Raw genomic sequence first — 22,349 nt, 5'->3', positions numbered from 1 at the left:
ACCCCTTCCCGCACACCTTCGACTCCACGACACCAGCAAGCACGACCTCAGTAGGAGAGATCACATGTCCCGCTCACTCACCAGGCGGCTCGCCGCCGCAGCCGGCGTCCTCGCGCTGAGCGCTGCGGCGGTCTTCACCGCCGTCGCGCCGGCGTCAGCGGTCACGCTGCCCGGCAACATCGACCCCACCATCAGCCGCACCCTCACCGTGCACAAGCTCGCGCTGGGCTCCAACAACGGCCAGGCGATCGGCACCGGCCAGGAGATCACGGTCCCCGGCGACGCGCTGCCCGGCGCCGTGTTCACCGCCGCGCGCGTCCAGGGCGTCGACCTCACCACGCCCGACGGCTGGAACCAGGTCGCGAACCTGACCCCGGGCACCGCCGCGACCCGCGTCACGGCCGCCGACACCTTCACCGCCACCAGCGGCACGGACGGCGAGGCCGTGTTCAACAACGGCGCGAGCATGCCGCTCGGCCTCTACCTCGTGACCGAGACCCAGCTCCCCGCTGGAGCGACCAACGGCGCGGCGCCGTTCCTCGTCACCCTGCCGTTCCCGACGGGCCCGACCGGTGCGCCGGCGAACCAGTGGATCTACGACGTCCACGTCTACCCCAAGAACGCGGTCACGGAGCTCACCAAGACGCGCGTCCCCGCGGCGGCGAACTCGGTCGAGGCGCGCAACCCCGACCTCATCCGCTGGGCCATCGCCTCGGACGTCCCGGTGCTCGCCGCCGGTGACACGCTCGACGCGTTCACCCTCACCGACACGCTCCCCGCCGAGCTGACCTACCTGCCGACCGGCCCGGCCGGCGTCGCGCCCACCGGCATCACGGTGACCAGCGCCGCGGGCACCGCGCCCGCACCGGCGTTCATCGCGAACACCGACTACACGCTCGGCTACGACGCCGCGACCCGGAACGTGACGCTGAACTTCCTGCAGTCCGGCCTCACCAAGCTCCAGGGCCTGCAGGGCGGCGTCGTCACCCTCACGGTGCTCACCCGCGCCACCGCCATCCCGGCCAACGGCATCATCACCAACTCGGCGACGAGCGTCGTGAACGGGGCCACGGAGACGGTCACCGGCAGCACCCCGATCGGTCAGCTGACCGTGTACGCCTACCAGAACAACGGCGCCAACCGCGTGCCGCTCGCGGGTGCCGTCTACCAGGTGTTCCTCACCGAGAACGACGCCAACCTCGGCCAGAACCCGGTGTTCATCAACGGCAACCAGAACTGGACGACCGGAGCGAACGGCATCGTCGAGATCCCGATCATCACGCCGGGCAACTACTACGTCCGCGAGCTGACCCCGCCCGCCGGATTCCGTCTGCCCACCCCGGCCCAGGTGCTGACGCAGGTCGTCGCCGGACCGAGCTCGGCCACCGCGCCGATCCAGAACTACGTCGAGTTCCTCCACACCCAGGTGCCGGCGTTCGCCCTGCCCCTCACCGGTGGCGGCGCGCAGTGGTTCACCCTCGGTGGAGGCGCGCTCCTCGCCCTCGCGATCGGTTCGGGCCTGATCGCCTCGCGCCGCCGCACCGCGCTGGCTGCTCAGACCGCGGAGTAACGTCACACCATGACGAAGTCGAATGCGGGGCACCCGTCGGGTGCCCCGCATTCCTCTGTCTCAGCTCCTCTTCCTCTCCGGAGGCAGCTCCACCGCCGACCGCGCTGGCGGCTCCCGGTCGCCCCGCTGGTCATCGCGCTCATCAGCCTCTCGGGAGTGGCGCTGCTGCTGTACCCCGTCGCCGCCAGCTGGCTCAGCGCCGTCGAGCAGGCGCGCGAGATCGACTCCCTCACGCAGGACATCACCGACCTCGGCGCCGAGACCCTCCGGCAGAACCTCGTCGAGGCCCGCGCCTACAACCAGAGCCTGAGCGGAGGCGGCGCGGCCGTCGCCGCGAACGAGCGCCTCCCCCTCGCCGACGACGAGCAGGTCACCGACCGCGAGCGCTACTCCTCCCTCCTGCGCGGCGACGCCGAGGGACTGATGGCCCGCATCCGGATCCCCGCCATCGACGTGGACCTGCCGATCTTCCACGGCACGAGCGACGCCGTCCTCGAGCGGGGCGTCGGCCACCTCGAGGGCACCGCCCTGCCGGTCGGCGGCCCCTCCACCCACTCGGTGCTCACCGGCCACCGCGGTCTCGCCTCGGCCGAGCTCTTCACCCACCTCGACCGCGTCGACGTCGGTGACACCTTCACCATCGAGGTCTACGGCGAGGTGGTCACCTACCGCGTGCGCGAGACGCTCGTCGTCGAGCCGGAGGACACGCAGAGCCTCCTCGTGCAGCCCGGCCAGGACCTCCTGACCCTCGTCACCTGCACCCCGCTCGGGATCAACACCCACCGCATCCTCGTCACCGGTGAACGGGTGATCCCGACGCCGCAGTCGGACGTGGACGCGGCGGGGGAGTCGCCCGATGTCGCCGGGTTCCCCTGGTGGGCGATCGCAGCCGGAGGCGCCGTGGTCGCTGCCGGTGTGTACGTCTGGTGGGCCGGGCGGCCGGCGCGCGGAGCGTGGGTGCCGGTCGTGGTCGCCGGTGAGGAGCGCGACAGGGTTCCCGCGGGGCTGTGAGGCGAGGGGGTGGGGATCTCCGCAGTCCTGCTCCGGTCGCCGCGGCCCCGTCCCGTCACCGGGATCGCGGGTGTGCCGGCCCGGTCAGGCGGGGCGCCACTCCTCGAGGAACTCGGCGACCGTCTTCGTCTCCAGGTCGAGCTCGACCTGCCCGAGCAGGTAGTGGGGATCGGTGAGATCGGCCTTCACGCGGATGATCTCGGCCCCGGTGTCGAGGCGGACGACGACGAGGTCGTAGGGAGCGAGGATCCCGCTGCCCAGCGCCATGTCGATGGTGAGGCGGAGCCGCCCGAAGCGCCGCAGCTGCAACTCCGCTCGGAGGTGCTCGGCGGCGACCTCGGGGGTGTCGGAAGTGGGGTCGGGCATGGGGGAGACGGTACCGAAGCGGGGGTGGCAGAGCCCTGGTCATTCCTGGAAGGGCAGGTCGTGACAGGAGCTGCCGTGATGCGGTCAGTCCCGCAGGCCGACCGTCATCGCCCGGCTCTCCGGCGCCCCGATCAGGTTCTTCGCCGCCGCGGCGGGGAGGTACGACGTCGCGTCGTGCCGGCGCAGAGTGACGACCGAGGCGACGGCTCGCACCGCCAGGACGATCGGAGCGAAGCTCGGCCCTGAGATCAATCAGTCACCGACAGCGACGCCGACCTCGGTCATCGGGACCAGCAGAGTCATCGGATCGAGTCGCCCGCCGCGCTCGCCCTTCAGAGGTCCGGACGCTGGGTGCCGCTCGGCCGGGCTCCGTCCGGTGCTGCCGAAGCTGTTCGATTCCTCACATGAGTATGTGTCAGGTACGGTGGGTCCGTCGGGAAAATGATCAGCATGACAGTCTCCCTTAATCGCAGAACGCCGGTAGAACCACGTCAAAATCGCGCCCACCGGACTCGGGCCGCAATCGTCGCCTCGGCCCGGCAGGTCGTCGTCGAGGTCGGCCGAGAGAGGGCGACGACTGCCCAAGTGGCTGCCCGCGCTGGCGTCGGAATTGGCACGCTCTACCGCTATTACGCAGATTTCGCCGATCTGCTCGAAGCCGTTCTCGGTGAGAATGAAATTCATGCGAAACACCATGCGGTCTTACGAGCCGCGCACAAGGCCGCAAATTCTGATGACTTCGATGAAGCGGAGGCTGTCGCGTTGAATGCGCTTCGAGCGCTCATCAACGCGCTCAAAGAAGAGCCATTACTCGAGAGCGACCTGCGTCTCTACGCCTAATCGCGAAATCATTTCTGCCACCTCAATGTCGAGGATTTGGTTGGCCCAGTGCCCCGTTGCGCACGTCGTCGTTTGCGCCGGACGGCGAAGGACCTTTGCCGCCCGCGAGGTCGGAGTCGCCGCCACCACGGTCTATGCCTTCGAGGGGCGATGAGACCATGGCCGACCGGATCATGCGGAAGATGGTGGACAAGGACCAGGGCGCCGCACTTTCGGTCACGGACCGCACCGCCGCGTGGGCGCAGCTCGCGTTCGAGGGCGTGTCCGCCGCAGCGATCGCCAAGCGCACCGGCACCAAGACCGACGCGGTGAAGAAGGGGCTTGCGGTCGCGGAGTCCGCGACCGTCACGTCCGTTCTGCACGAGCACGAGCTGACCCTGGACCAGGCGGCGGTGCTGTTGGAGTTCGAGGACGACGCCGACGCCCGCGCGACCCTGATCGAGGTCGCCACCCACGACCCGGCCCAGTTCGAGCACACCGTGCAGACCCTCCGCGACGAGGCCGCGCACCAGGCGCTCCTCGCGGCGACCGCCGCCGAGTACACCGGCAACGTCTTCCAGATCCTCACCCGCTCCGACGCCTACGGTGACCAGGCGACGTGGACGCCGGTGCGGCAGCTGCGCGGCGAGGACGGGAAGAGCGTCACTCCCGAGCAGGTCGCCGCCGCTCCCGGCCGCGGAGTGCTCATCGACACCAGCTGGCGCCGCGAGGTCGAGGTCACTCTCCTCGTCCAGGACCCCATCGCCGCCCGATTCACCTACGCCTACAACGCCGAGCTGCGCGTCATCGCGAATCAGCATGAGGAGCGCACCATCAGCGGTGCGAGGTGGCTGGAAGAGTTGCGTAGCGCTGCTGAGGCCCGAAGCCTCAGCGTTCTACTCCCGCCGATCCCTAAGCGCGTGGTCCTCGAACCCGACGAGTACCCCGCCTGGGCGCAAGCCGCCGTGGGAGAGCAGTGGGCGACGCGCCTCTATGCAGCCGGCGCCCTGTCCGGCAGCAACGACAAGCGGCTCTCGACCTTCTACTTCTACGTGTTCATCGACCGCGACGGCCGCGCCGTCGACAAGCCGGCAGGCTGGTCCCTCGCGCTTGAACCCGTTACCACGTAGGATGCGCCCGATCTAGTGGGCGCAATCTTAGGCCTTCTGGACCTCCCCGGGATGCGGCCGCGGTTGGAGATGATGTCGTGGCGTATGCGGTCACTCTGGCACCACGTACTTAAGCGTTGGCAGTCCGTTCACGATTTTTACCGTCTCAACGCTGACGGTGATGATCCGCAGCAGCAGATCCAGGATGTAACGCGTGTTGCCGTGCTCCGTGCCCCAGAGATTCGGGTCGTTGACGATGCCGCTGGATTTATCGGTCTTCACGACGTACCGCTCAAAAATCCACTCTATTGCGGAACGAGACCCGAGCATGTACTCGTGAGCCTGCTCTGGCACTCCGGTGATTGTGATCGAATCGGTGACCTTGATGGTGCTGCGGTCCCAGGCGCCAGCCTTGCCGCCGAAGCGCATCTTTTTGGACGTGACGACGACAGGGCCGCCGGTATCGCCAGCGATATTCACCGGGTAGGGCGCGACCTGCTCATAGCCGATGTGCAGCGCTGAGAGTTCCCGGCCGGCCGCTGCGAAGGCCCAGAAATCAGTGCCGGCCTCGAGCTCAGGAATCCTCGGCAGCATCTTCTTCAGGTCTGCCGCGAACTCAGTCCGGTAGTCCACCGAATGCAGCAGCCCATAGGTAAAGAAGAATACGTCATCGGCGCTCACCTCGGCTCCGTAGAGCTGGCGGTAGCGTGCCAGTGCACTGTCCGTGATGTTGTCGATTCGCCCGGAGTCTTCATCGAACAGGGTCGGGGCCGAAGCTGCGGGCTGTTCGTACAGGTAGCGGGGCAGATACCGACCGGTGTCCAATAGATGCAAGTCAGGGGCGGCGTCCACCATTATCGCTGCGAACGCCGGATAGTGCGTGGACGGCGATGTGTAGTAGATGCCGTAGTTGGCGCCCTCTTTCGGGTGTGCCTTTGCGATCTGGCCCGACACCTCGTTGAGCTGGGGATCCAGGTAGAGGTACTGGCGGTTGAATGGACGGTAGCTCGACGTGCGAACCCGATCCGGGTCGAATTCGATAGACATCTTTGAGACCGCTGCGCGCCTCAGCTTGCGAGACCAGCTGATCTGTGTGGGATCGTCGGCGATCGAATTTCCACCGTCAGATGGGAAAGTCGACGTGTAGGTCTTGATAGTCCGTTGAACGGACTCGGTGACTTGGTCTCTTGATGAGCCGTACACCCAGGCATCTCGAGACGAGGTGATGCCTTGAGTCCTCTCGCAGAACACGTCTTCGAGTCCTGTGAACTTTGTGAAGGCGTTAGAGCGTTGATTCAGCCAGTCGCCGTGCTCGTTCGGCCGCACGTTGACCCATTCGATCTCCGAAACGCTTCCAGCCTCGCGGAGCAGGCTCAGCTTCCGCTCGGCAGAGAGGTAGTCGCCGATGTCGTGGTATCGGATCGCACCGGACGGAACTCGGTCTGGGTTTTTCACGAGGAGGGAGATAACTACGGTGGCGCGGCTACCGGGACCGAAGGTCTGACCACCTTCTTTTCGGGCTTGCTCACCCGAGGTCCTCGTGTTGCCACGCAAGTTGAGAACATAGAGTTCGGTAAACTCGTCGGCCAGGGAAGCGCGCAGTCCATCAGCTGTATTGCCGTCGAGGAATCCGCCGTTTGTTACAAAGCCGACGATGCCACGGTCTTTGATCCGGTCCGAAGCCCAGCGGATTGCGCGAATGTAAGAATCGTAGAGGCTGTTCTTGTTTTGCGCCGTTGACTTCGCAGCGTAGGTATCCGCGATGCGCTTGTCGAGCGACGGGTACTTTAAGTTTTGGTTGTTGTCGTTGGCGGAGTCCTGGCCCGAGGAGTACGGCGGGTTCCCGATGATGACACGGATGTCCAGCTCGTTCTGCGCCTTTACGCGTTCGTTGTTGTCGCCGAAGATGCCGCCATCGTCGTAACGATCGTCATCCTCAGACGACTGGAACGTGTCGGTCAGCACGATGCCTGGGAATGCCTCGTATGCGCCCGCGCCAGCGAGCGACGCATACGTCGCTTCGATGTTAACGGCGGCCACGTAGTACGCGAGCAGGACGATCTCGTTTGAATGCAACTCCTCCCGAAACTTTCGGCGCAAGTCACTTCGATCAACTAGCCCCGATTGCAGTAATCGGACGATGAACGTACCGGTCCCGGTGAATGGATCCAACACGTGCACGCCTTCGTCGGTGAGTCCTACCCCGAAGTGCTCGCGAGAAAGTTCGTCCGCACTGGCGATGATGAAGTCCACGATTTCGTTCGGCGTGTAGACGATGCCCAGCCGCTCTGAGGTGCCGCGGAAGGCGCCGCTGAAGAACTTTTCGTAGAGGCGCTTGATGGTCGTCTGCTTGCCGGCAGCATCCGTGATCCCGGTCACGCTACGCCGCACGCCGGCGTAGAAGGCCTCTAAATCGCTTGTCTCGGTCTCGAGGTTGCTGTTCTCGAGCGCGTCGAGCATGTGCTGCATCACCAGGGACACCGGGTTGTGGTCACTGAACGCATGACCCGAGAACAGAGCATCGAACACCGGCTGCGTGATCAAGTGCTGCGATAGCATCTCAATCGCCTGACCCTCGGTGATGGATGGGTTCAAGTTGTCGCGCAGACCACTGACGAATGCCTCGAACGTCGCGTGCAGTTCTTCGTTGGAGCCATCGACGAGGCCACGGATGCGGATCTGGTGGCGGGAGGCGATGTCGGCGACGTCTTTGGCCCAGTTCTCCCAGTAGTCGCGTTCGCCGACCTTGTCAACGATCTTCGCGTAGATGGCATCGCGCCAGTCGGCTCCGAGCGCGGTCCAGTCAAGTGTCGTCGAGAAGGTGTCCGGGTCTGCGCTCCGTTTCTTCTCGTCGCGAAGCGCGGCTTCGCCGAACTGCGGGTCACGGAGGTCCGAGATCAGCACCGGACCATCGGCGGTCTTGCCATTGAGATCGATCTGTTCGATCTTCGCCTCGAAACGCTCGTCGTGAGCGCGCAGGGCCCGCAGCACGTCCCAGACGACCTTGAACTTCGCGTTGTCGTTTAGCGCCTGTTCCGGGGTGACGCCGGCAGGCACCGCGATGGGCAGGACGATGTAGCCGTAGTCCTTGCCTTCGGCGCGGCGCATGACGCGGCCGACGGACTGCACGACGTCGACCTGGCTGTCGCGTGAATTCAGAAAGATAACGGCGTCCAGTGCTGGAACGTCGACGCCCTCAGACAGACAGCGCGCGTTGGTCAGGATCCGACAGACGTTCACGTCCTCGCCGGTGTCGGCCTTGAGCCAGTCCAACAACTCCGTGCGTTGCAGCACGTTCATGGTCCCGTCGACATGTTGCGACTCCAGCCGGTAGACCTGCGCGCCGTCAGCGGTCTCGTCGATGCGCTGGCCAGCGATACTGAGCGGCTGGTCGGCATCGCCGTCGTAGCCGTCTAGAAGCTCGGTGACCTTCTTGCTGTCCGCGATCGATCGCGAGAACGCCACCGCCCGGCGCAGCGGTGCAAGCCCCACCGGCGTGTTCTCGATGCCCTGGACGCCGCGCTTGGCGAGGCCGTTATAGATGCCCACGATGCGCGCAGCGTCGGGGATGTTCAGCGCGCCATCGGTGGCGAACTGTTCCTGGAAAGCGGCGCTTACGCTGCCCTCATCAACAGCCAGCACGATGACGCGGTAGTCGGTCAGCAGGTTGCGCTCCACCGCTTCGCCGAAGCCGAGCCGGTGGAAGATTGGCCCGAATACGGCCTCGTCGTCCATGCTTACCAGCACGGCGGCTTTGTCGGCCGCCTGGGCGCGCACCGACTCGGCGTAGATCTTCGGGGTCGCTGTCATGTAGAGACGACGCTTGGTTTTGATCGCCTGGTCGTCGTGCACGCGAAGGAATGCGGATGACGCGTCTCCGGCAAGGGTGAACCCGGCCGTTCGGTGTGCTTCGTCGCAGATCACTAGATCGAACTCTGGCAGCCCCTGCATCTGAGCGCGGGAGACCACGTCGATCGATTGATAGGTCGAAAAGTAGACGGTGAGACCATCCGGCGTCTCGGCCTTGGCGACCTCGGTGAGCAGCTGCTCTGTGCTCGTGGTGGCGGGGAAGGCCAGATCGCTGACAGAGAAGTCTTCGGCATTCTTACCGACTTTGCTGTCGGAACAGATCGCGAACGCCCGCAACGGCATGGCGCGCTCGGCCGACCATTCCTTGAGCGTCTGCGACAGCAGCGCAATGGACGGCACCAGGAATAGCACACTGCCGCCGGCGCCCGCGACGGCTTCGGCGATGCGCAGGCCGGTGAAGGTCTTGCCGGTGCCGCAAGCCATAAGCAATTTGCCGCGTTCGTTGTCCTCAAATCCTTCCTGCACTCTCTCAAGCGCATCTTGTTGATGGGGACGGAGGATTTTACCGGGGGCGCGGTTGACTTCGTCGGGCTTGGCGAACGAGTAGCTCGACCAGTCGATCTCCGACTCGGCAAGCTCGTTGATACCGACTCGGTAGGCGTTGACGTACTGCTCCTCCAGCGCATCGACTGCGTGCTTGGACCATTTCGTTGAGGTCGACACGACCATGCGCGTCGTGAAAGGCGATTTCCCGGATGCGGTGAAGAACGAATCGAGATCGGCTTTCTGGATGGTGTGCGTCGGGGCGTAGAACTTGCACTGAATCGCGCAGTAACCCCCGCCGAAACGCTCGTGAGCGACGAGGTCGATGCCGGTGTCAGGGCGGCCCTGTCGGCCCGGCCAGTCCTGCCAGAGCCAGACCTCATCGAATTGCGCGGTCCACTGCGGCTCGGTCGTGAGGTAGGCGCGCGTCAGGCGCTCTAGGAGGAGCCCCTTCTCCCTGGTGTCGCGAGCGATGCTCGCGTATTCGCTAAGAAGATCGTGGATCGTGGTCAACGGTGCCCCTGAACGTCGTGCGCGCCGGAGCGCGGTTTCTAGGGTCGAGATTACCGGAAGCTGTTGGCCTGACTGCTCGCGGTGTTCTGCCCGGACACCAGCAGCCACCAGCGGTCATCACGGGCAGGTCAAGGAGTCAACCGAACCTCCAGCAGGCCAGATGGCTGGCTGTCCGGGGTCGCGTAAATTTTGAGAACGGTAGGTTACGAGACGGTCAGACCCAGCGGTTGGCGGCAGGAAGCTGGCTCTCCTCAGACCAGGTTGGTTGAGGTGGCGCTCCGTCTTTGGCGCCAGAGACCCACGGTAGAGTTGGCCCGCGGCGAGGCCGTGGATCAAGTTGACTCGGAAAGAGGCAGGCATTGAATCTCGGAAAATCTGAGCTGGCCGCCCTCACCCGCATGTTCTCTGCATCAGTCATCCGAGAACTTGGTCGCAACGGATGTTCAGCACTCTTCGCGCGGCTACTGGTTCAGTCCGGCGTGGGTCCACATTTGCCTAGCGATGCCACCGTCGGTGACGTTTTCGACCGCGCATTTAGCCTGTTGCGTTCGTTGGGAAATCGAGACGAATACGTTTACCGCTCCGCTATCACCCAGAAGATCCTGCTTGGCCAGCATAACCTGCGAACCGCTACGATGCTTAGTGAGGCCCGTGTCGGCAAATGCAAGGCAGACGTTGTCGTTCTCAACGGCACATCTACAGCCTATGAGATCAAGTCCGAACGTGACTCTTTGACGCGACTGACGAATCAGGTAAAAGCCTACGGTGAGGTTTTCGCTGCGGTGAATGTGGTCACCAGCCCTTCGCACGTGAAGCAGGTATTTCGTCAGATCCCCGAATGGGTGGGGGTCTTAATACTGTCGGAGAAGTTCACATTGCAGATCGAACGCCCTGCCGTGGTCGACGCTGCGCGCACCGATCCGCTTGCTGTACTCGAGATAATGCGCGTCGACGAAGCGCACCGTGTGCTTCGGTCGCTCGACATCACGCCTCCGGACGTGCCAAACACGCAGATGCGCAGAGCCCTACGCGACTTGTATAGTCCGCTGGATCCGACAGTGATCCATACGCAAATGGTGGCAACACTTAAGATGACCCGCTCCCAAAGCGCGGCATCAGATTTCATCAAAACCATCCCAATTTCATTGCGCGCTGCCATGCTCACTGCAAGGATGAGCGGAGCGTCGGAAAAGAGACTTCTCGACGCAACGAGATTGTCAGTTCCCGCCGCTCTCGCCTGGAGTTGAACCCGATGTATCACCCCTACTTTCGAGGTAAGCAGTTTGAGCTCATCGCGTTGCGCGAGAGTGCCTCCCTTATTGCGGACGCGAACTTCGTTCCCATCATTGAACCGGTGAGGGAGACTTTGACGAGCCTTGAACGTGCACTGCGGGGGCTAGCAGATGCCGGGGCTCGCGCCATCGTCATCGTTAACCCTCGGCACGGAGAGATGAAGGCCGACGGCACCAGCATCAGTTCCTTCCTCGAACAGAACTACCGAGGCAACGACGCGATCTCGGCGGGCGTACTTCTCCTCAGCGAGACGTCCGCCGAGGTGGCCAAATATCTGGTGGACTACCATGTTGCTCACCCGCAAGCCATCATTCACGCGGGCTTCACCGAACCAAAGCTGCTTGCCTCGCTACTCGGCGAACGAATGCGTGAGACGACAAATGTCTTTATCGAAGATCAGGCTAGCACTCTATATCGACGTCACTTCCAGAACAGCACGCGTGTGCTTGTCAAGGATGGGTTCGTGCAGCGAAAAAACGCTGACTACGACCCGTTAGACCCGTTTTCGGATCTGCACATTACCTACGAAGAGTTCGGAGCGCAGGGTTACGGAGATTTTCTTACGGTCGGTGATCGGTACACGGAGGGCGGCGGACCCGCCTACGCAGTCGCAATCCACCTGACCTTCATCGACCCGGACAATGACGATGCGATGTTCGTATACCATTTTAAGTCAGATACCAATGATACCCCCACTGACCCAGCGGGTAAATTTCATCAAGCCCTTCAAAAGCTTGTAAATAAGTATGAATCGGGAACTTCAAAACTCCTGAACACCTCCGCGCTCGAAGAGTTTCGTTTCCTTCATGAGACAGGTCACTTTCCGGGTCTCGGCTACGTCAAGAAGCTCTCGATCCGTCACCATCTTGAGACTCTTGCCAACTACCACCGCCTCGCAGCAAATGCCTAACCGATTCTGTTGCGCTTCCTGCTTCGGTGACGTGAACTTGCGCGACAACGTTCTAGTTGATTTAGTTGTCGGCACTGGTACCTGTGGATACTGCCGGACACCGGGGGCTGCCCTCGTTCGACCGACAGAGTTGCGGGAGGCCTTCGAAGTGCTGGTTGGCGTTTACGAGGTCGTTGACAACGGGCTGTCCCTCCCAGAGATATTGCGCCAAGATTGGGCGCTGTTCAATCACCCCGTTATGCAGGACGACGCTCATGCAAAAGAGCTTCTCGCGGATGTGCTGGACAGCGGTGACCTCTTCCGGAAGGCCTTCGGACCGCCAGCAGGCTATGGCACGCAAAGCCTGACGAAATGGGACGACCTGCGCGCCGAAATGATGCACGGCAACCGTTGGTTCCTGAGCAAAGATATTGACTACGATAGGCTGCGCTACCTTTTCAGCTTGCTCATCGAAGACCCCTCAGTGCTGAGTGAGCGTTGGCATCGCGCCCGCATTATGAACGACGAAACCTTGTACACTCTTGAGGAAATGGGCGCACCACCACCAAGATATGCCGGGCACGGTCGAGCCAACCCGGCGGGGATTCCGTATCTGTATCTCGGGTCGTCGCCGAGTACTTCCATCTCGGAGGTTCGTCCGCACACGGCTGAGGCAGCATCCGTGGCGGAATTCTCTATCCCTGAACTAAAGGCGGTGGATCTTCGTAGTCCCCGAGAACGGATCTCGCCGTTTGGCCTCGAGGACGATCAAGTCGTCCAGCTGTTGGCAGACATACCATTCCTCGAACGTCTCGGCGACGAGCTCACGCGCCCCGTCCTACCTAAGAGCGCTCCATTCGAGTATGTTCCAAGCCAGCACCTCTGCGAGTTCATCAAGCATTGCGGATACGACGGGGTGATCTACCGAAGTTCGGTGAGCGAGGGCATCAACATTGCGCTTTTCCATCCAGAGGTGGCACGTGGCGGTGCTGTTCAGCGGTACACGGTAAAGCAGGTTGAAGTACACGTCGAGTTGGCAACCTGACAGCGAACCCGCACTACGGATCCGCAAGTCTGGCGCTTGGGCAGTTGGACCCACAACCGTACCGGTGTATCAGAAGCAAGGTGGCAAAGAACTCAGGTGCACGTCTCTCGCATTTTCAGGGAATCGAGACGTCTCATTGGCCTGCGCCATCCTGCGCCCGTCGCCGGGTGCTCGCGCGAGGCCGCCGGCCTCGCAACTATGGCGCACTACCGCGCGGTGCATCGATCGCGCAGCTCTCCGTTAGGAGACAGTCGCCGCTGCTCGGCTTCTCGTCGCCGTCGTACAAAACGGCAGGCTATTGCGACACGCGGTCGCCTCGCCTGCAACTCGCTGGGGCTCACAGGATCGCGCGTGCGCCCGTCTCGGGAAGACGTCTCGTTGCGGGACGTCTCGCTCTGTGCATCTAAGGGAGTTTCCAAGGCGGAGCCGCGCCACGGCGGGTGAGTCTCCTGACGCACAAACGCCAGTTCGTTGCGGTCGGGTGCACCTCGACGCGCTCGTCACTGGAGGGATGCACCATCGGCACGTCTCCAGCGAGGCCGCCTCGGGGAGCGAGGTCGCGGTTGAAGAATCCGGGGAAAGGGATGTTCCTCGAGCGAGCCGAGGGCGGACACGCTGTCGTCGTCTCGCCCTTCGGACGAGCAGGTCGATTCTCGATCGCTCTTCTTCCGGCCGGGACAAGGTTGAGGGAGCACGGCTTCAGCCAATGTCTCTGCGAGGTGATTTGAGAGCTTCGACGTGCCCTCGTCCAAGGGGACGCGCCTAGCCCGGCACGCCCCCTCTGCCCCCTTAGTTCCGCCGGTTCAGCACCTTCGTGCCCACCCCCGCGATCGCAGCGCCCACGATCGGCGCCACCAGGAACACCCACACCTGCCCGAGCGCGTCCGGCCCTGCGAACACCGCGGCGGCGATCGACCGCGCCGGGTTCACCGACGTGTTGCTCACCGGGATGCTGATCAGGTGCACGAGGGTCAGCGTGAAGCCGATGGCGAGCGGCGCGACGGCCTTGTACTCGCTCTTGGCGGTGACGGAGAGGATGACGGCGACGAAGACGGCGGTCAGGACGATCTCGGTCAGCAGGACTGCGCCGAGGCCGAAGCCGCCGGGGGAGGCGGCGCCGTAGCCGTTGGAGGCGAAGCCGGCGTCGCGGGCGGCGGTGAGGTAGCCGGCGGGGCCGTCGGCGGCGACGAGGAAGACCACTGCGGCTCCGACGAGTCCGCCGAGGATCTGGCTGACGATGTAGCCGGGGATGTGCTTCCACTCGGTGCGGCCGGCGATGGCGAGGCCGACGCTGACGGCGGGGTTGAAGTGGCCGCCGGAGATGTGGCCGACAGCGTAGATGCCGGCCATCACGGTGAGGCCGAAGGCGAGGGCGACGCCGAGGAAGCCGACTCCGAGCGCGTTGCCGGAGTCGGGGAAGGCGGAGGCGAAGACCGCGGTGCCGACGCCGCCGGCGACCAGGAGGAAGGTGCCGAACGCCTCCGACGCGTAGCGCGCTCCGGCCGAGTACTGCTCGGCGTGCTCGGTGCGCTGCTCGCTCGTGGTGCGGCTGGCGGAGTGGGGGCGGGCCATGATCGTTCTCTCTCTCGGGTCGGGGGAGTGCCTGCGGGGTCACCGGGCACCGGGACACTCCAGCACCAGGCGGACGCGCCGGAGTCGGGACGTGGAGGGCTCTCAGACTCCGTCGCTCGACGGTTCCGTGAGCGGCCTGGAGCCACTCGCTCGGCGGCCATCCCGGGGGCCCGTGCACAGGCGTCCGACACCGTAGCGACCGGCCGACGCGTGCACGTCCCAGCACCGGGGACAGGCGGGAAACAGGCTCCAGGTGGCACGTGCACCGCCTCACCCACCTCCCTCTTCTCCTCCGCCCGCCTCCCTGCCACGGTGCTCTGAACCGGTTTACAAAACCGGTTCAGACGCGGCGACGAGCGAAGGAGCTCCCATGGCGGGCAGACCGACGATCCTCGACGTTGCACGTGAGGCCGGCGTGAGCAAGGCGCTCGTCTCGTTCGCGCTCAACGACCGGCCGGGCGTCTCGCCCGACTCCCGCGAGCGGATCCTCCGCGTGGCCGCCGAGCTCGGCTACCGGCCCAGCCTCACGGCCCGCTCCCTCTCCACCAGCGTCTCGTTCGCGGTGGGCCTCGTCGTGGCGCGCGACCCGGCGGTCATCGCGGCCGATCCGTTCTTCCCCTCCTTCATCTCGGGGGTCGAGCGGGTGCTCGCCGAGCGCGGCCGGGTGCTGGTGCTCAGCGTCGTCGACCCGCCTCGACGCCATGCTGGTGCGACCTCTGGTCACGCGCCTCGTGGTCGGAGGAGAGGGCGGCCGCACCGAGCTGATCCGCAACTCCACCGACGGGGTGCGCACCACGGCGATCGGCGTCTCGGGCGGCTCCGGCACCCTGCGCGTCTACTCGCAGGACGGCGCGCTCGTGAGCGAGACGGCGCCGTCCGGAGCCGTGTCCGTGCAGCTGCCCGCGCAGGGCTTCGCGGTGCTGGTGGGCTGAGGTCGGCCCTGCTGGTCGAGTAGCCGCTACTCGATCGGCAGGGGGCGGTGAGTCCACGGAAGTCGCGGTACTCGCGTTCGAGTACCGCGACTTCTGCGTTCTCGCGGGGGCGAGGGCGGCGGGGAGGCGCGCGGCTGGGCGCGGACCATCAATTCGATGAGAGCGCTCTCTCGAAAACGCTTGACCTCTTCGCGGGGGCGTGCGTAAGCTCGCCGCACACCTCGTGAGAGCGCTCTCACATACGCGGAACAGCACGCGTGAGAGCGCTCGCAGGGGTGCCCCACCACCATCACGAAGGAGTGACCGTGCCCTATTCACGACGCACCAGGATCGCCGCGGCGATCGCCGGCGCCTCGGCCCTCGCCCTGATCGTCACCGGATGCTCGTCGGGATCCGACGCCTCCGAGGGCGGCGAGATCGAGCTGACCGTCACCACGTTCAACGCCATGGGCTTCGACGAGCTCTACGGCGAGTACGAGGACGCCAACCCGGGTATCACCATCGTCCCGAACAACATCGACACCGGCGGCAACGCGCGGACCGACGCGTTCACCAAGCTCGCCGCCGGCTCCGGACTCGCCGACGTCGTCGCGATCGAGGAGGGCTGGCTCGGCTCCGTCATGGAGGTCTCGGACCAGTTCGTCGACCTGCGCGACCACGGCATCGAGGACCGCAAGGCCGACTGGGTCGACTGGAAGTACGAGCAGGCGACCGACCCCGAGGGACGCGTCATCGGCTACGGCACCGACATCGGACCCGAGGGCCTCTGCTACAACACGGCCGCCTTCGAGGCCGCCGGCATGCCCACCGACCGCGCCGCCGTCGCCGAGATGCTCGGCGGACCGGACGCGACCTGGGACGACTACTTCGCCGCCGGCCAGAAGTACCACGACGCCACCGGCAAGGCGTGGTTCGACCACTCCGGATTCGTCTGGAACGCCATGGTCAACCAGCTGCCCGAGGGGTACTACACCTCCGACGGCGAGCTGAACGTCGAGGGCAACCCGGAGCTCGAGGAGCGCTGGGGTCAGCTGACCGACGCCACCGCCTCCGGCCTCTCGGCCGCGCAGAAGGCGTGGGACTGGAACAAGGGCAAGTCGTTCACCGACCAGACCTTCGCCACCTTCGTCTGCCCGGGCTGGATGTTCGGCACGCTGAAGAGCAACGTCGAGGCCGGCGGCGGGAACGCCGAGGCCACCGGCTGGGACTTCGCCGACGTCTTCCCCGGCGGCCCCGCCAACTGGGGCGGCTCGTTCCTCTCGGTTCCGACCCAGTCGAAGCACCCCGCCGAGGCCGCCGCGCTGGCGTCGTGGCTCAGCGAGCCGGAGCAGCAGCTGAAGGCGTTCGAGGCGGCCGGACCGTTCCCGAGCACCCTCGACGCGCAGAAGGAGCTCGCCTCGGCGACCGCTCCCGACCCCGGCATGAACGACTCCCCGACCGGCGCGATCCTTGCGCAGCGCGCCGAGGGCGTCGTCGCCCAGTACAAGGGCCCGGACGACTCGCTGATCCAGGAGAACGTCTTCGGACCGGTCCTGCAGAAGGTCGACCGCGGCGAGATCGACGGCAAGGAGGGCTGGAACGAGGCGCTCCAGCTCCTCGGTGAGCTCGTCGACTGATCCGGTCGGGCCGACGCACGGGGGCTGACGCCTCCGGGACGAGGCCCCACCATCACGGGAGGTCCGGCCGCCACCGGACCTCCCGGTCCCCGTGCGGCCGGGCCGCCCGCATCCCGGGCCGCCTCGCCGCACGGGAGAAACGCTGCCGCCCGCCGGCCGAGGCCTCTCCGGCCCCGCCGCCCGCGGCCGGCCCCGCCGCACGAGAGACTCCGGCCCCGCCGCATCCCCTCCGACTCCGACTCGACCTCGAAGAGAGCGCCATGACGAGCACACTCACCCCGCCGGCCACGGCGACGCCCCCCGCGGGGAAGCGGCGCCCGGCGCCCCGACTCCCGCTGACCTTCCGCCAGCGCGTGAGCCGCTTCGACGTGAAGGCCTCGCCCTACCTCTACATCTCGCCGTTCTTCCTGCTCTTCGCGCTGACCGGAGCGTTCCCGCTGGTCTACACGCTCGTCGTGTCGCTCTACGACTGGCAGCTGCTGCAGGGCCAGGGCGACTTCGTCGGGTTCGCGAACTTCGCGGCCGTGCTCGGCGACCGCTTCTTCTGGAACTCGATCGTCAACACGCTGAGCATCTTCCTGCTCTCCACGATCCCGCAGCTCGCCGTCGCGCTGCTGCTCGCGGCCGCCCTCGACCAGGCGCTGCGGGCCAGCACCTTCTGGCGGATGAGCGTCCTGCTGCCGTACATCGTCTCGCCGGTGGCGGTCGCGCTGATCTTCTCGAGCGTGTTCAGCGACCAGGAGGGCCTGATCAACAATCTGATCGGCCTCGTGGGCATCAGCCCGATCGAGTGGACCAACGACCGCCTGGCCAGCCACGTCGCGATCGCGACGATGGTCAACTGGCGCTGGACCGGCTACAACGCCCTCATCCTCCTCGCCGCCATGCAGGCCGTGCCGCGCGAGCTGCACGAGTCGGCGGCGATCGACGGGGCGAACGCGTTCCGCCGCTTCCGCTCGATCACGATCCCCAGCATCCGGCCGACCCTGATCTTCGTGATCATCACCGCCACCATCGGCGGCCTGCAGATCTTCGCTGAGCCGCGCCTGTTCGACGTGTCGAACGCCGGCGGCATCGGCGGGTCGGACCGGCAGTTCCAGACCACCGTCCTCTACCTCTGGGAGATGGCGTTCTTCCGCCAGAACTTCGGCGAGGCGGCCGCGATCGCGTGGCTGCTGTTCCTCCTGATCGTGCTGATCGGCCTGCTGAACTTCGCGATCTCGCGGCGGATCGCCTCCGTCGAGAACCGGATCTCGCAGCGTTCGAAGCGGCGCTCCGCCCGCCCCGCGACCGCGGACGAGATCGCCGCCGCGGACCCCCTGCTCACCACCACCGGCCTCGGCCAGAACGAGAGCGAGCGATGACCGCCCCCGCCACCTCCGCCGCCTTCCCGGTGCGCCGCGTCCGCGCCTCCCGCGCAGGCCGCGTCGACCGGCCCGGCTTCCTCACCTACGGACTGCTGAGCGCCTTCATTCTCGGCTCGACCTACCCACTGTGGTGGTCGTTCGTCGTGGCGAGCGGCTCGAACGCGACCCGCAGCGAGACCCTGCCGCTCGTCCCGGGCGGCAACTTCCTCGCCAACGCCTCGCAGGTGCTGACCGCGATCCCGTTCTGGACGGCGCTGCTGAACAGCGTCATCGTCTCGGGGATCATCACGCTCTCGGTCGTGTCGTTCTCGACGCTCGCCGGCTACGCCTTCGCGAAGCTGCGGTTCCGCGGGCGCGACGGCCTGATGATCGGAGTCGTCGCGACCATGGCGATCCCGACGCAGCTGGGCATCATCCCGCTGTTCATCCTGATGCGGCAGCTCGGCTGGACCGGCTCGCTCGGCGCCGTGATCGTGCCGACGCTGGTCACCGCGTTCGGCGTGTTCTTCATGCGGCAGTACCTGGTCGACGTGATCCCGGACGAGCTGATCGAGGCGGCGCGCGTGGACGGAGCGAACCAGTTCCGGACGTTCCTCACCGTCGCGGTGCCTGCCGCGCGACCGGCGATGGCGATCCTCGGGCTCTTCACGTTCATGATGGCGTGGACCGACTTCCTCTGGCCGCTGATCGTCCTCAGCCCCACGAACCCGACCCTGCAGACGGCGCTCGCGCAGCTGCAGTCGGGCTACTACGTCGACTACTCGATCGTGCTGGCCGGCGCCGTGCTCTCGGTGATCCCGCTGCTGGTGCTGTTCCTGCTCGCCGGACGCCAGCTCATCGCGGGCATCATGAGCGGAGCGGTGAAGGGCTGAGGCCCGGAGACTCCCGCGGGACCGGGTCGGGGGACATCGGACCGCGGGACGGGGGCCTCGGGCCCGGGGCCGTGGTGCTCCGGGTCCGGGGGTCGGGGGCTGCGGGGAAAGATAAGGCCGTGGACTGAGCGGCCGGCGGGTTCGCGACCCGGACGGTCGTCGTGCTCGGCGCATCCCGATCGCTGCCGCGCAGGGTCCCGCCGATCACGCCCCGTTAGGGCCTCCTGGCCGGACCTCCCGCCGCCTAGGCTGGCGCGGAGGAGGCGACATGGAGCCGAAGGACCCGCGCGACGAGGACCCCTCGAGCGGGCCGGCGCAGCCGCGTCCGGGGGACGGGCCGACGCCGTCGGAGCAGGCGCTGCGCGCGATCCGCGATGTCGCGAACGGGGCGGACCCGACGAGCGAGGCGTTCCGGCTGTCGAACGACTTCACCGACCGGCAGGCCGAGCGGCTCCGAAGCCTCCTCGCGCGCTTCCGTCGCGGGCGCTGACCGTCACGGGGGCGGCCTGCTGCCGGCGGCGGGCGATCGATCGCTGCGCGCCGGTCGTGTCGGCCATCGCCGAGGCGGCGCCCCCGACCGCGCTACGCCACCCCGAACGGTCGCGATCCGCGCCCTCTCACGCCGCGGACTCGCTCCATCGGCCCGGTCCGGCGGCCCGCATCACCCCCGAATGGCCGCGATCCGCGCCCCTTCGCGCCGAGGACGCCCTCCACGGTCCCGCTCCTCCGGCGCTCGGCTAGCCTCGGAGGCACCCGCGAGGAAGGCCTGCATGACCCACGACACCGCCTCGGCCGCCCCGACCCTCGAAGCCGTCGCCGCGCTGGCCGGAGTCTCCCGCGCGACGGTCAGCCGGGTCGTCAACGACTCCCCGCGCGTGAAGGACGGCGCCCGGACGGCCGTGCTCGCCGCGATCGAGCAGCTCGGCTACGTGCCCAACCGCGCCGCCCGCTCCCTCGCCAGCCGCCGCACGCAGACCGTCGCTCTCGTGGTGCCGGAGTCGGCGGCGAAGGTGTTCGCGGATCCGTTCCTCGCCTCGGTCGTGCAGGGCGCCGCGATGGCCTTCGCCGGCACCGAGTACACGCTGACCATCGTGATCGCGTCGGAGGCGGCGCCCGAGAAGACGCGGCGCTACCTGCTCGGCGGCAACGTCGACGGCGCGCTCGTCGTCTCGCACCACAGCGGCGACCACTCCTACGCGCAGCTCGGCGCCTCGCTCCCCGTGGTCTTCGGCGGGCGGCCGCTGACGGAGGAGGGCGGCAGCTACTTCGTCGACGTCGACAACACCGGAGCGGCGCGCACGGTCACCGAGCACCTCCTGGGCCTCGGCCGCACGGCCCCCGCGATGATCGCGAGCCGCCAGGACATGCCCGCCGCGATCGACCGCCTGTCCGGCTGGCGCTCGGCCGTCACCGCCGCGGGCCTCGACGACTCGCTCGTCGAGTACGGCGACTACTCGCCCGAGGACGGCGCGACCGCGATGCGCCGCCTGCTCGACTCCGGCCGGCCGATCGACGCGGTCTTCGCCTCCAACGACCAGATGGCGGCGGGCGCCCTGACGGCGCTGCGCGAGCGCGGCCTCACGGTGCCGGGCGACATCGCGCTCGCGGGCTTCGACGGCGACTACTTCGCCGAGGCGAGCGAGCCGCGCCTCACCACGGTGCGCCAGCCCTCCACGGGCCTCGGCGAGGCGATGGCAGACGTGCTGGTGCGCCTCCTGGCCGGCGAGGAGGTGCAGCGCGTGACGCTGCTGCCGACCGAGCTGCTGGTGCGCGGCTCCACGGTCGCGGGCGCGTGATCCCGCGCCGCCCTGCGCGGATCCGTTCGCTGAATCGCCCGGAGCGGCTCCCCGATGCGGCGTGTCGCGAGCCGATCCGGGCGACTCAGCGCGGGACGGGCTCGTCGGGGATCTCGAGCAGGTGGAAGGGGCCCCGGGGGAGCGGGCCTGTGCTCCACAGTGCGACGACGGCCCAGCCGAGGTCGGCGTGGGCGACGGCGCCCTCGGGCACAGTCCGGGTGAAGAGCGCGTAGTCGATCCCGTCGAGGGGGAGGGGGCTCACGTCCCACGCGGGCCGGTCGGCGGCCAGCTCCTGGGCCCGCGCCTCCGCCGCCACCATCGCCGCTCGCGTCCGGTCCACGGGCAGGCCGGCGGAGATCAGCGAGAGGAGGAGCGACCCGATCGCGAGCGCGGCCGTCGCGACCGGATCGGTGACCACTCCGTGCACCGAGCCGCGCGGCCCGAGGCGGACACCGGTCAGCCGCAGCGTCCGGACCGAGTACGAGCCGCCGTCCCGCTCGGCGCGCACCGAGAGGTCGTCGACCGGTCCGTCATCCGTCCGCCCGCTCCCGTCGACGGACCACGGATCGGAGACGGGGACCAGCGCGCGCACGCCCTCATCCGACTCCCTGCGGCGCCGCCGGTCAAGAGGCGCAGCTGGAATGCGGCCCCGGCAGGCCGGCCGGTCGGTGGGGACGCGTCAGGCGCGGAGCGCTCGCAGGACCCGGTCGACGTGCCGCTCGACCCACGTGCCGGTGAAGGGGCCGCTCCGCAGGAGCCATCGGTGGAGGATCGGGCCGAGCAGGAGCTCCGCCGCGCCGGAGGGGTCGGCCGCTCCTCCACTCGCGAGACGCGCGGCGATCGCGCTCAGCTGGGGCTCGAGCAGCAGGGTGCGGTACTGCGCGGCGAGCTCGGTGTCGGTCTGGATCGCAGCGGTCACCGCGCGCAGGAGCGGCTCGGCCACTGGGTCGCTCAGCTCGGCGGCAGTGCCGGTGACCAGGAGGAGCAGGTCGGCGCGCAGATCTCCGGAGTCCGGGACGGCGACGGCCCCGTCAGGAGTCAGGCTCCGCGCGAGGAGCGCGTCGAAGAGGATCGCACCGGTGGAGGGCCAGCTGCGGTAGAGGGTCTGCTTCCCGACTCCGGCGCGGGCGGCGACGCCCTCCATCGTCAGGCGCGGAAGCCCCTCGGTCCCGACGAGGTCGAGCACGGCGGCGTGCACGCGCTGCCGTGTCCTGCTGGTGGCCATT

Annotated in this window: 19 protein-coding genes and 1 pseudogene; 14 read left to right on the top strand and 6 right to left on the bottom strand. The window is 66.9% G+C overall.

The window, feature by feature from the left end:
• Positions 1 to 64 precede the first annotated feature (64 nt).
• On the top strand, positions 65 to 1,570 hold the full coding sequence (locus C5C50_RS10025) for a SpaH/EbpB family LPXTG-anchored major pilin (protein WP_104263422.1): 1,506 nt from the start codon (positions 65 to 67) through the stop codon (positions 1,568 to 1,570).
• 9 nt (positions 1,571 to 1,579) lie between these two features.
• Positions 1,580 to 2,581, top strand: a complete 1,002-nt coding sequence (locus tag C5C50_RS10020; RefSeq protein WP_104273378.1) for a class C sortase — start codon at positions 1,580 to 1,582, stop codon at positions 2,579 to 2,581.
• Positions 2,582 to 2,665: 84 nt separating this feature from the next.
• Here the strand turns inward: C5C50_RS10020 and C5C50_RS10015 are convergent, their stop codons facing one another.
• Complete coding sequence (locus C5C50_RS10015) at positions 2,666 to 2,947, bottom strand: hypothetical protein (protein ID WP_104273377.1); 282 nt, start codon at positions 2,945 to 2,947, stop codon at positions 2,666 to 2,668.
• A gap of 84 nt (positions 2,948 to 3,031) precedes the next feature.
• Positions 3,032 to 3,160: a hypothetical protein gene (locus C5C50_RS17310; RefSeq protein WP_258067727.1), complete on the bottom strand. Its 129-nt coding sequence runs from the start codon at positions 3,158 to 3,160 to the stop codon at positions 3,032 to 3,034.
• Between the two features lie 237 nt (positions 3,161 to 3,397).
• On the opposite strand from C5C50_RS17310, the gene C5C50_RS10010 reads away from it, so the two are divergent.
• Entirely contained in the window at positions 3,398 to 3,787 is a 390-nt protein-coding gene (locus tag C5C50_RS10010) for a TetR/AcrR family transcriptional regulator (protein WP_181133918.1), read from the top strand.
• 158 nt (positions 3,788 to 3,945) lie between these two features.
• Entirely contained in the window at positions 3,946 to 4,896 is a 951-nt protein-coding gene (locus C5C50_RS10005) for a hypothetical protein (protein ID WP_104273375.1), read from the top strand.
• Between the two features lie 90 nt (positions 4,897 to 4,986).
• Here C5C50_RS10005 and C5C50_RS10000 read toward each other — a convergent pair whose 3' ends face one another.
• Positions 4,987 to 9,741: a type ISP restriction/modification enzyme gene (locus tag C5C50_RS10000; RefSeq protein WP_104273374.1), complete on the bottom strand. Its 4,755-nt coding sequence runs from the start codon at positions 9,739 to 9,741 to the stop codon at positions 4,987 to 4,989.
• A gap of 359 nt (positions 9,742 to 10,100) precedes the next feature.
• On the opposite strand from C5C50_RS10000, the gene C5C50_RS16695 reads away from it, so the two are divergent.
• From C5C50_RS16695 to C5C50_RS09990, 3 genes are read left to right on the top strand one after another with little or no spacing between them, the layout of a single operon-like run.
• Positions 10,101 to 10,988 carry a sce7726 family protein gene (locus C5C50_RS16695; RefSeq protein WP_146085882.1) on the top strand — a complete coding sequence of 296 codons (888 nt, stop codon included), beginning with the start codon at positions 10,101 to 10,103 and terminating at the stop codon, positions 10,986 to 10,988.
• A 5-nt stretch (positions 10,989 to 10,993) separates the two neighbouring features.
• Positions 10,994 to 11,944 (top strand): sce7725 family protein, encoded by a 951-nt coding sequence (locus C5C50_RS09995; protein WP_104273373.1) that lies wholly within the window; start codon positions 10,994 to 10,996, stop codon positions 11,942 to 11,944.
• A gap of 31 nt (positions 11,945 to 11,975) precedes the next feature.
• Positions 11,976 to 12,968 carry an RES family NAD+ phosphorylase gene (locus C5C50_RS09990; protein ID WP_219814094.1) on the top strand — a complete coding sequence of 331 codons (993 nt, stop codon included), beginning with the start codon at positions 11,976 to 11,978 and terminating at the stop codon, positions 12,966 to 12,968.
• Between the two features lie 789 nt (positions 12,969 to 13,757).
• Here C5C50_RS09990 and aqpZ read toward each other — a convergent pair.
• Positions 13,758 to 14,540: an aquaporin Z gene (aqpZ, locus tag C5C50_RS09985; protein ID WP_104273371.1), complete on the bottom strand. Its 783-nt coding sequence runs from the start codon at positions 14,538 to 14,540 to the stop codon at positions 13,758 to 13,760.
• 370 nt (positions 14,541 to 14,910) lie between these two features.
• Here aqpZ and C5C50_RS17305 point away from each other — a divergent pair.
• The 7 genes and pseudogenes from C5C50_RS17305 to C5C50_RS09955 all read left to right on the top strand — a co-directional run.
• Positions 14,911 to 15,051, top strand: a pseudogene (locus C5C50_RS17305) (LacI family DNA-binding transcriptional regulator); the annotation flags it as partial.
• A gap of 190 nt (positions 15,052 to 15,241) precedes the next feature.
• Positions 15,242 to 15,472: a hypothetical protein gene (locus tag C5C50_RS17300; protein WP_258063257.1), complete on the top strand. Its 231-nt coding sequence runs from the start codon at positions 15,242 to 15,244 to the stop codon at positions 15,470 to 15,472.
• A 305-nt stretch (positions 15,473 to 15,777) separates the two neighbouring features.
• A complete protein-coding gene (locus C5C50_RS09975; RefSeq protein WP_104273369.1) occupies positions 15,778 to 17,088 on the top strand; it encodes an ABC transporter substrate-binding protein in 1,311 nt (436 codons plus the stop codon).
• A gap of 260 nt (positions 17,089 to 17,348) precedes the next feature.
• Positions 17,349 to 18,452, top strand: a complete 1,104-nt coding sequence (locus C5C50_RS09970) for a carbohydrate ABC transporter permease (RefSeq protein ID WP_104273368.1) — start codon at positions 17,349 to 17,351, stop codon at positions 18,450 to 18,452.
• Positions 18,449 to 19,327: a carbohydrate ABC transporter permease gene (locus C5C50_RS09965; RefSeq protein ID WP_104223961.1), complete on the top strand. Its 879-nt coding sequence runs from the start codon at positions 18,449 to 18,451 to the stop codon at positions 19,325 to 19,327. The genes C5C50_RS09970 and C5C50_RS09965 overlap by 4 nt, the downstream gene beginning before the upstream one ends.
• A 268-nt stretch (positions 19,328 to 19,595) precedes the next feature.
• Positions 19,596 to 19,817, top strand: a complete 222-nt coding sequence (locus tag C5C50_RS09960; RefSeq protein WP_104225836.1) for a hypothetical protein — start codon at positions 19,596 to 19,598, stop codon at positions 19,815 to 19,817.
• A 280-nt stretch (positions 19,818 to 20,097) separates the two neighbouring features.
• Entirely contained in the window at positions 20,098 to 21,123 is a 1,026-nt protein-coding gene (locus tag C5C50_RS09955) for a LacI family DNA-binding transcriptional regulator (RefSeq protein WP_104223963.1), read from the top strand.
• A gap of 85 nt (positions 21,124 to 21,208) precedes the next feature.
• Here the strand turns inward: C5C50_RS09955 and C5C50_RS09950 are convergent, their stop codons facing one another.
• Entirely contained in the window at positions 21,209 to 21,715 is a 507-nt protein-coding gene (locus C5C50_RS09950; protein WP_104273367.1) for a hypothetical protein, read from the bottom strand.
• 87 nt (positions 21,716 to 21,802) lie between these two features.
• Positions 21,803 to 22,348, bottom strand: a complete 546-nt coding sequence (locus C5C50_RS09945) for a TetR/AcrR family transcriptional regulator (RefSeq protein WP_104232939.1) — start codon at positions 22,346 to 22,348, stop codon at positions 21,803 to 21,805.
• Between the last annotated feature and the right edge of the window lies 1 nt (position 22,349).

This window comes from Rathayibacter sp. AY1D9 (genome assembly GCF_002932395.1).
Lineage (GTDB): Bacteria > Actinomycetota > Actinomycetes > Actinomycetales > Microbacteriaceae > Rathayibacter.
Note: the sequence above shows the minus strand (reverse complement) of the source record. Positions and strands in the feature narration are given on the sequence as shown.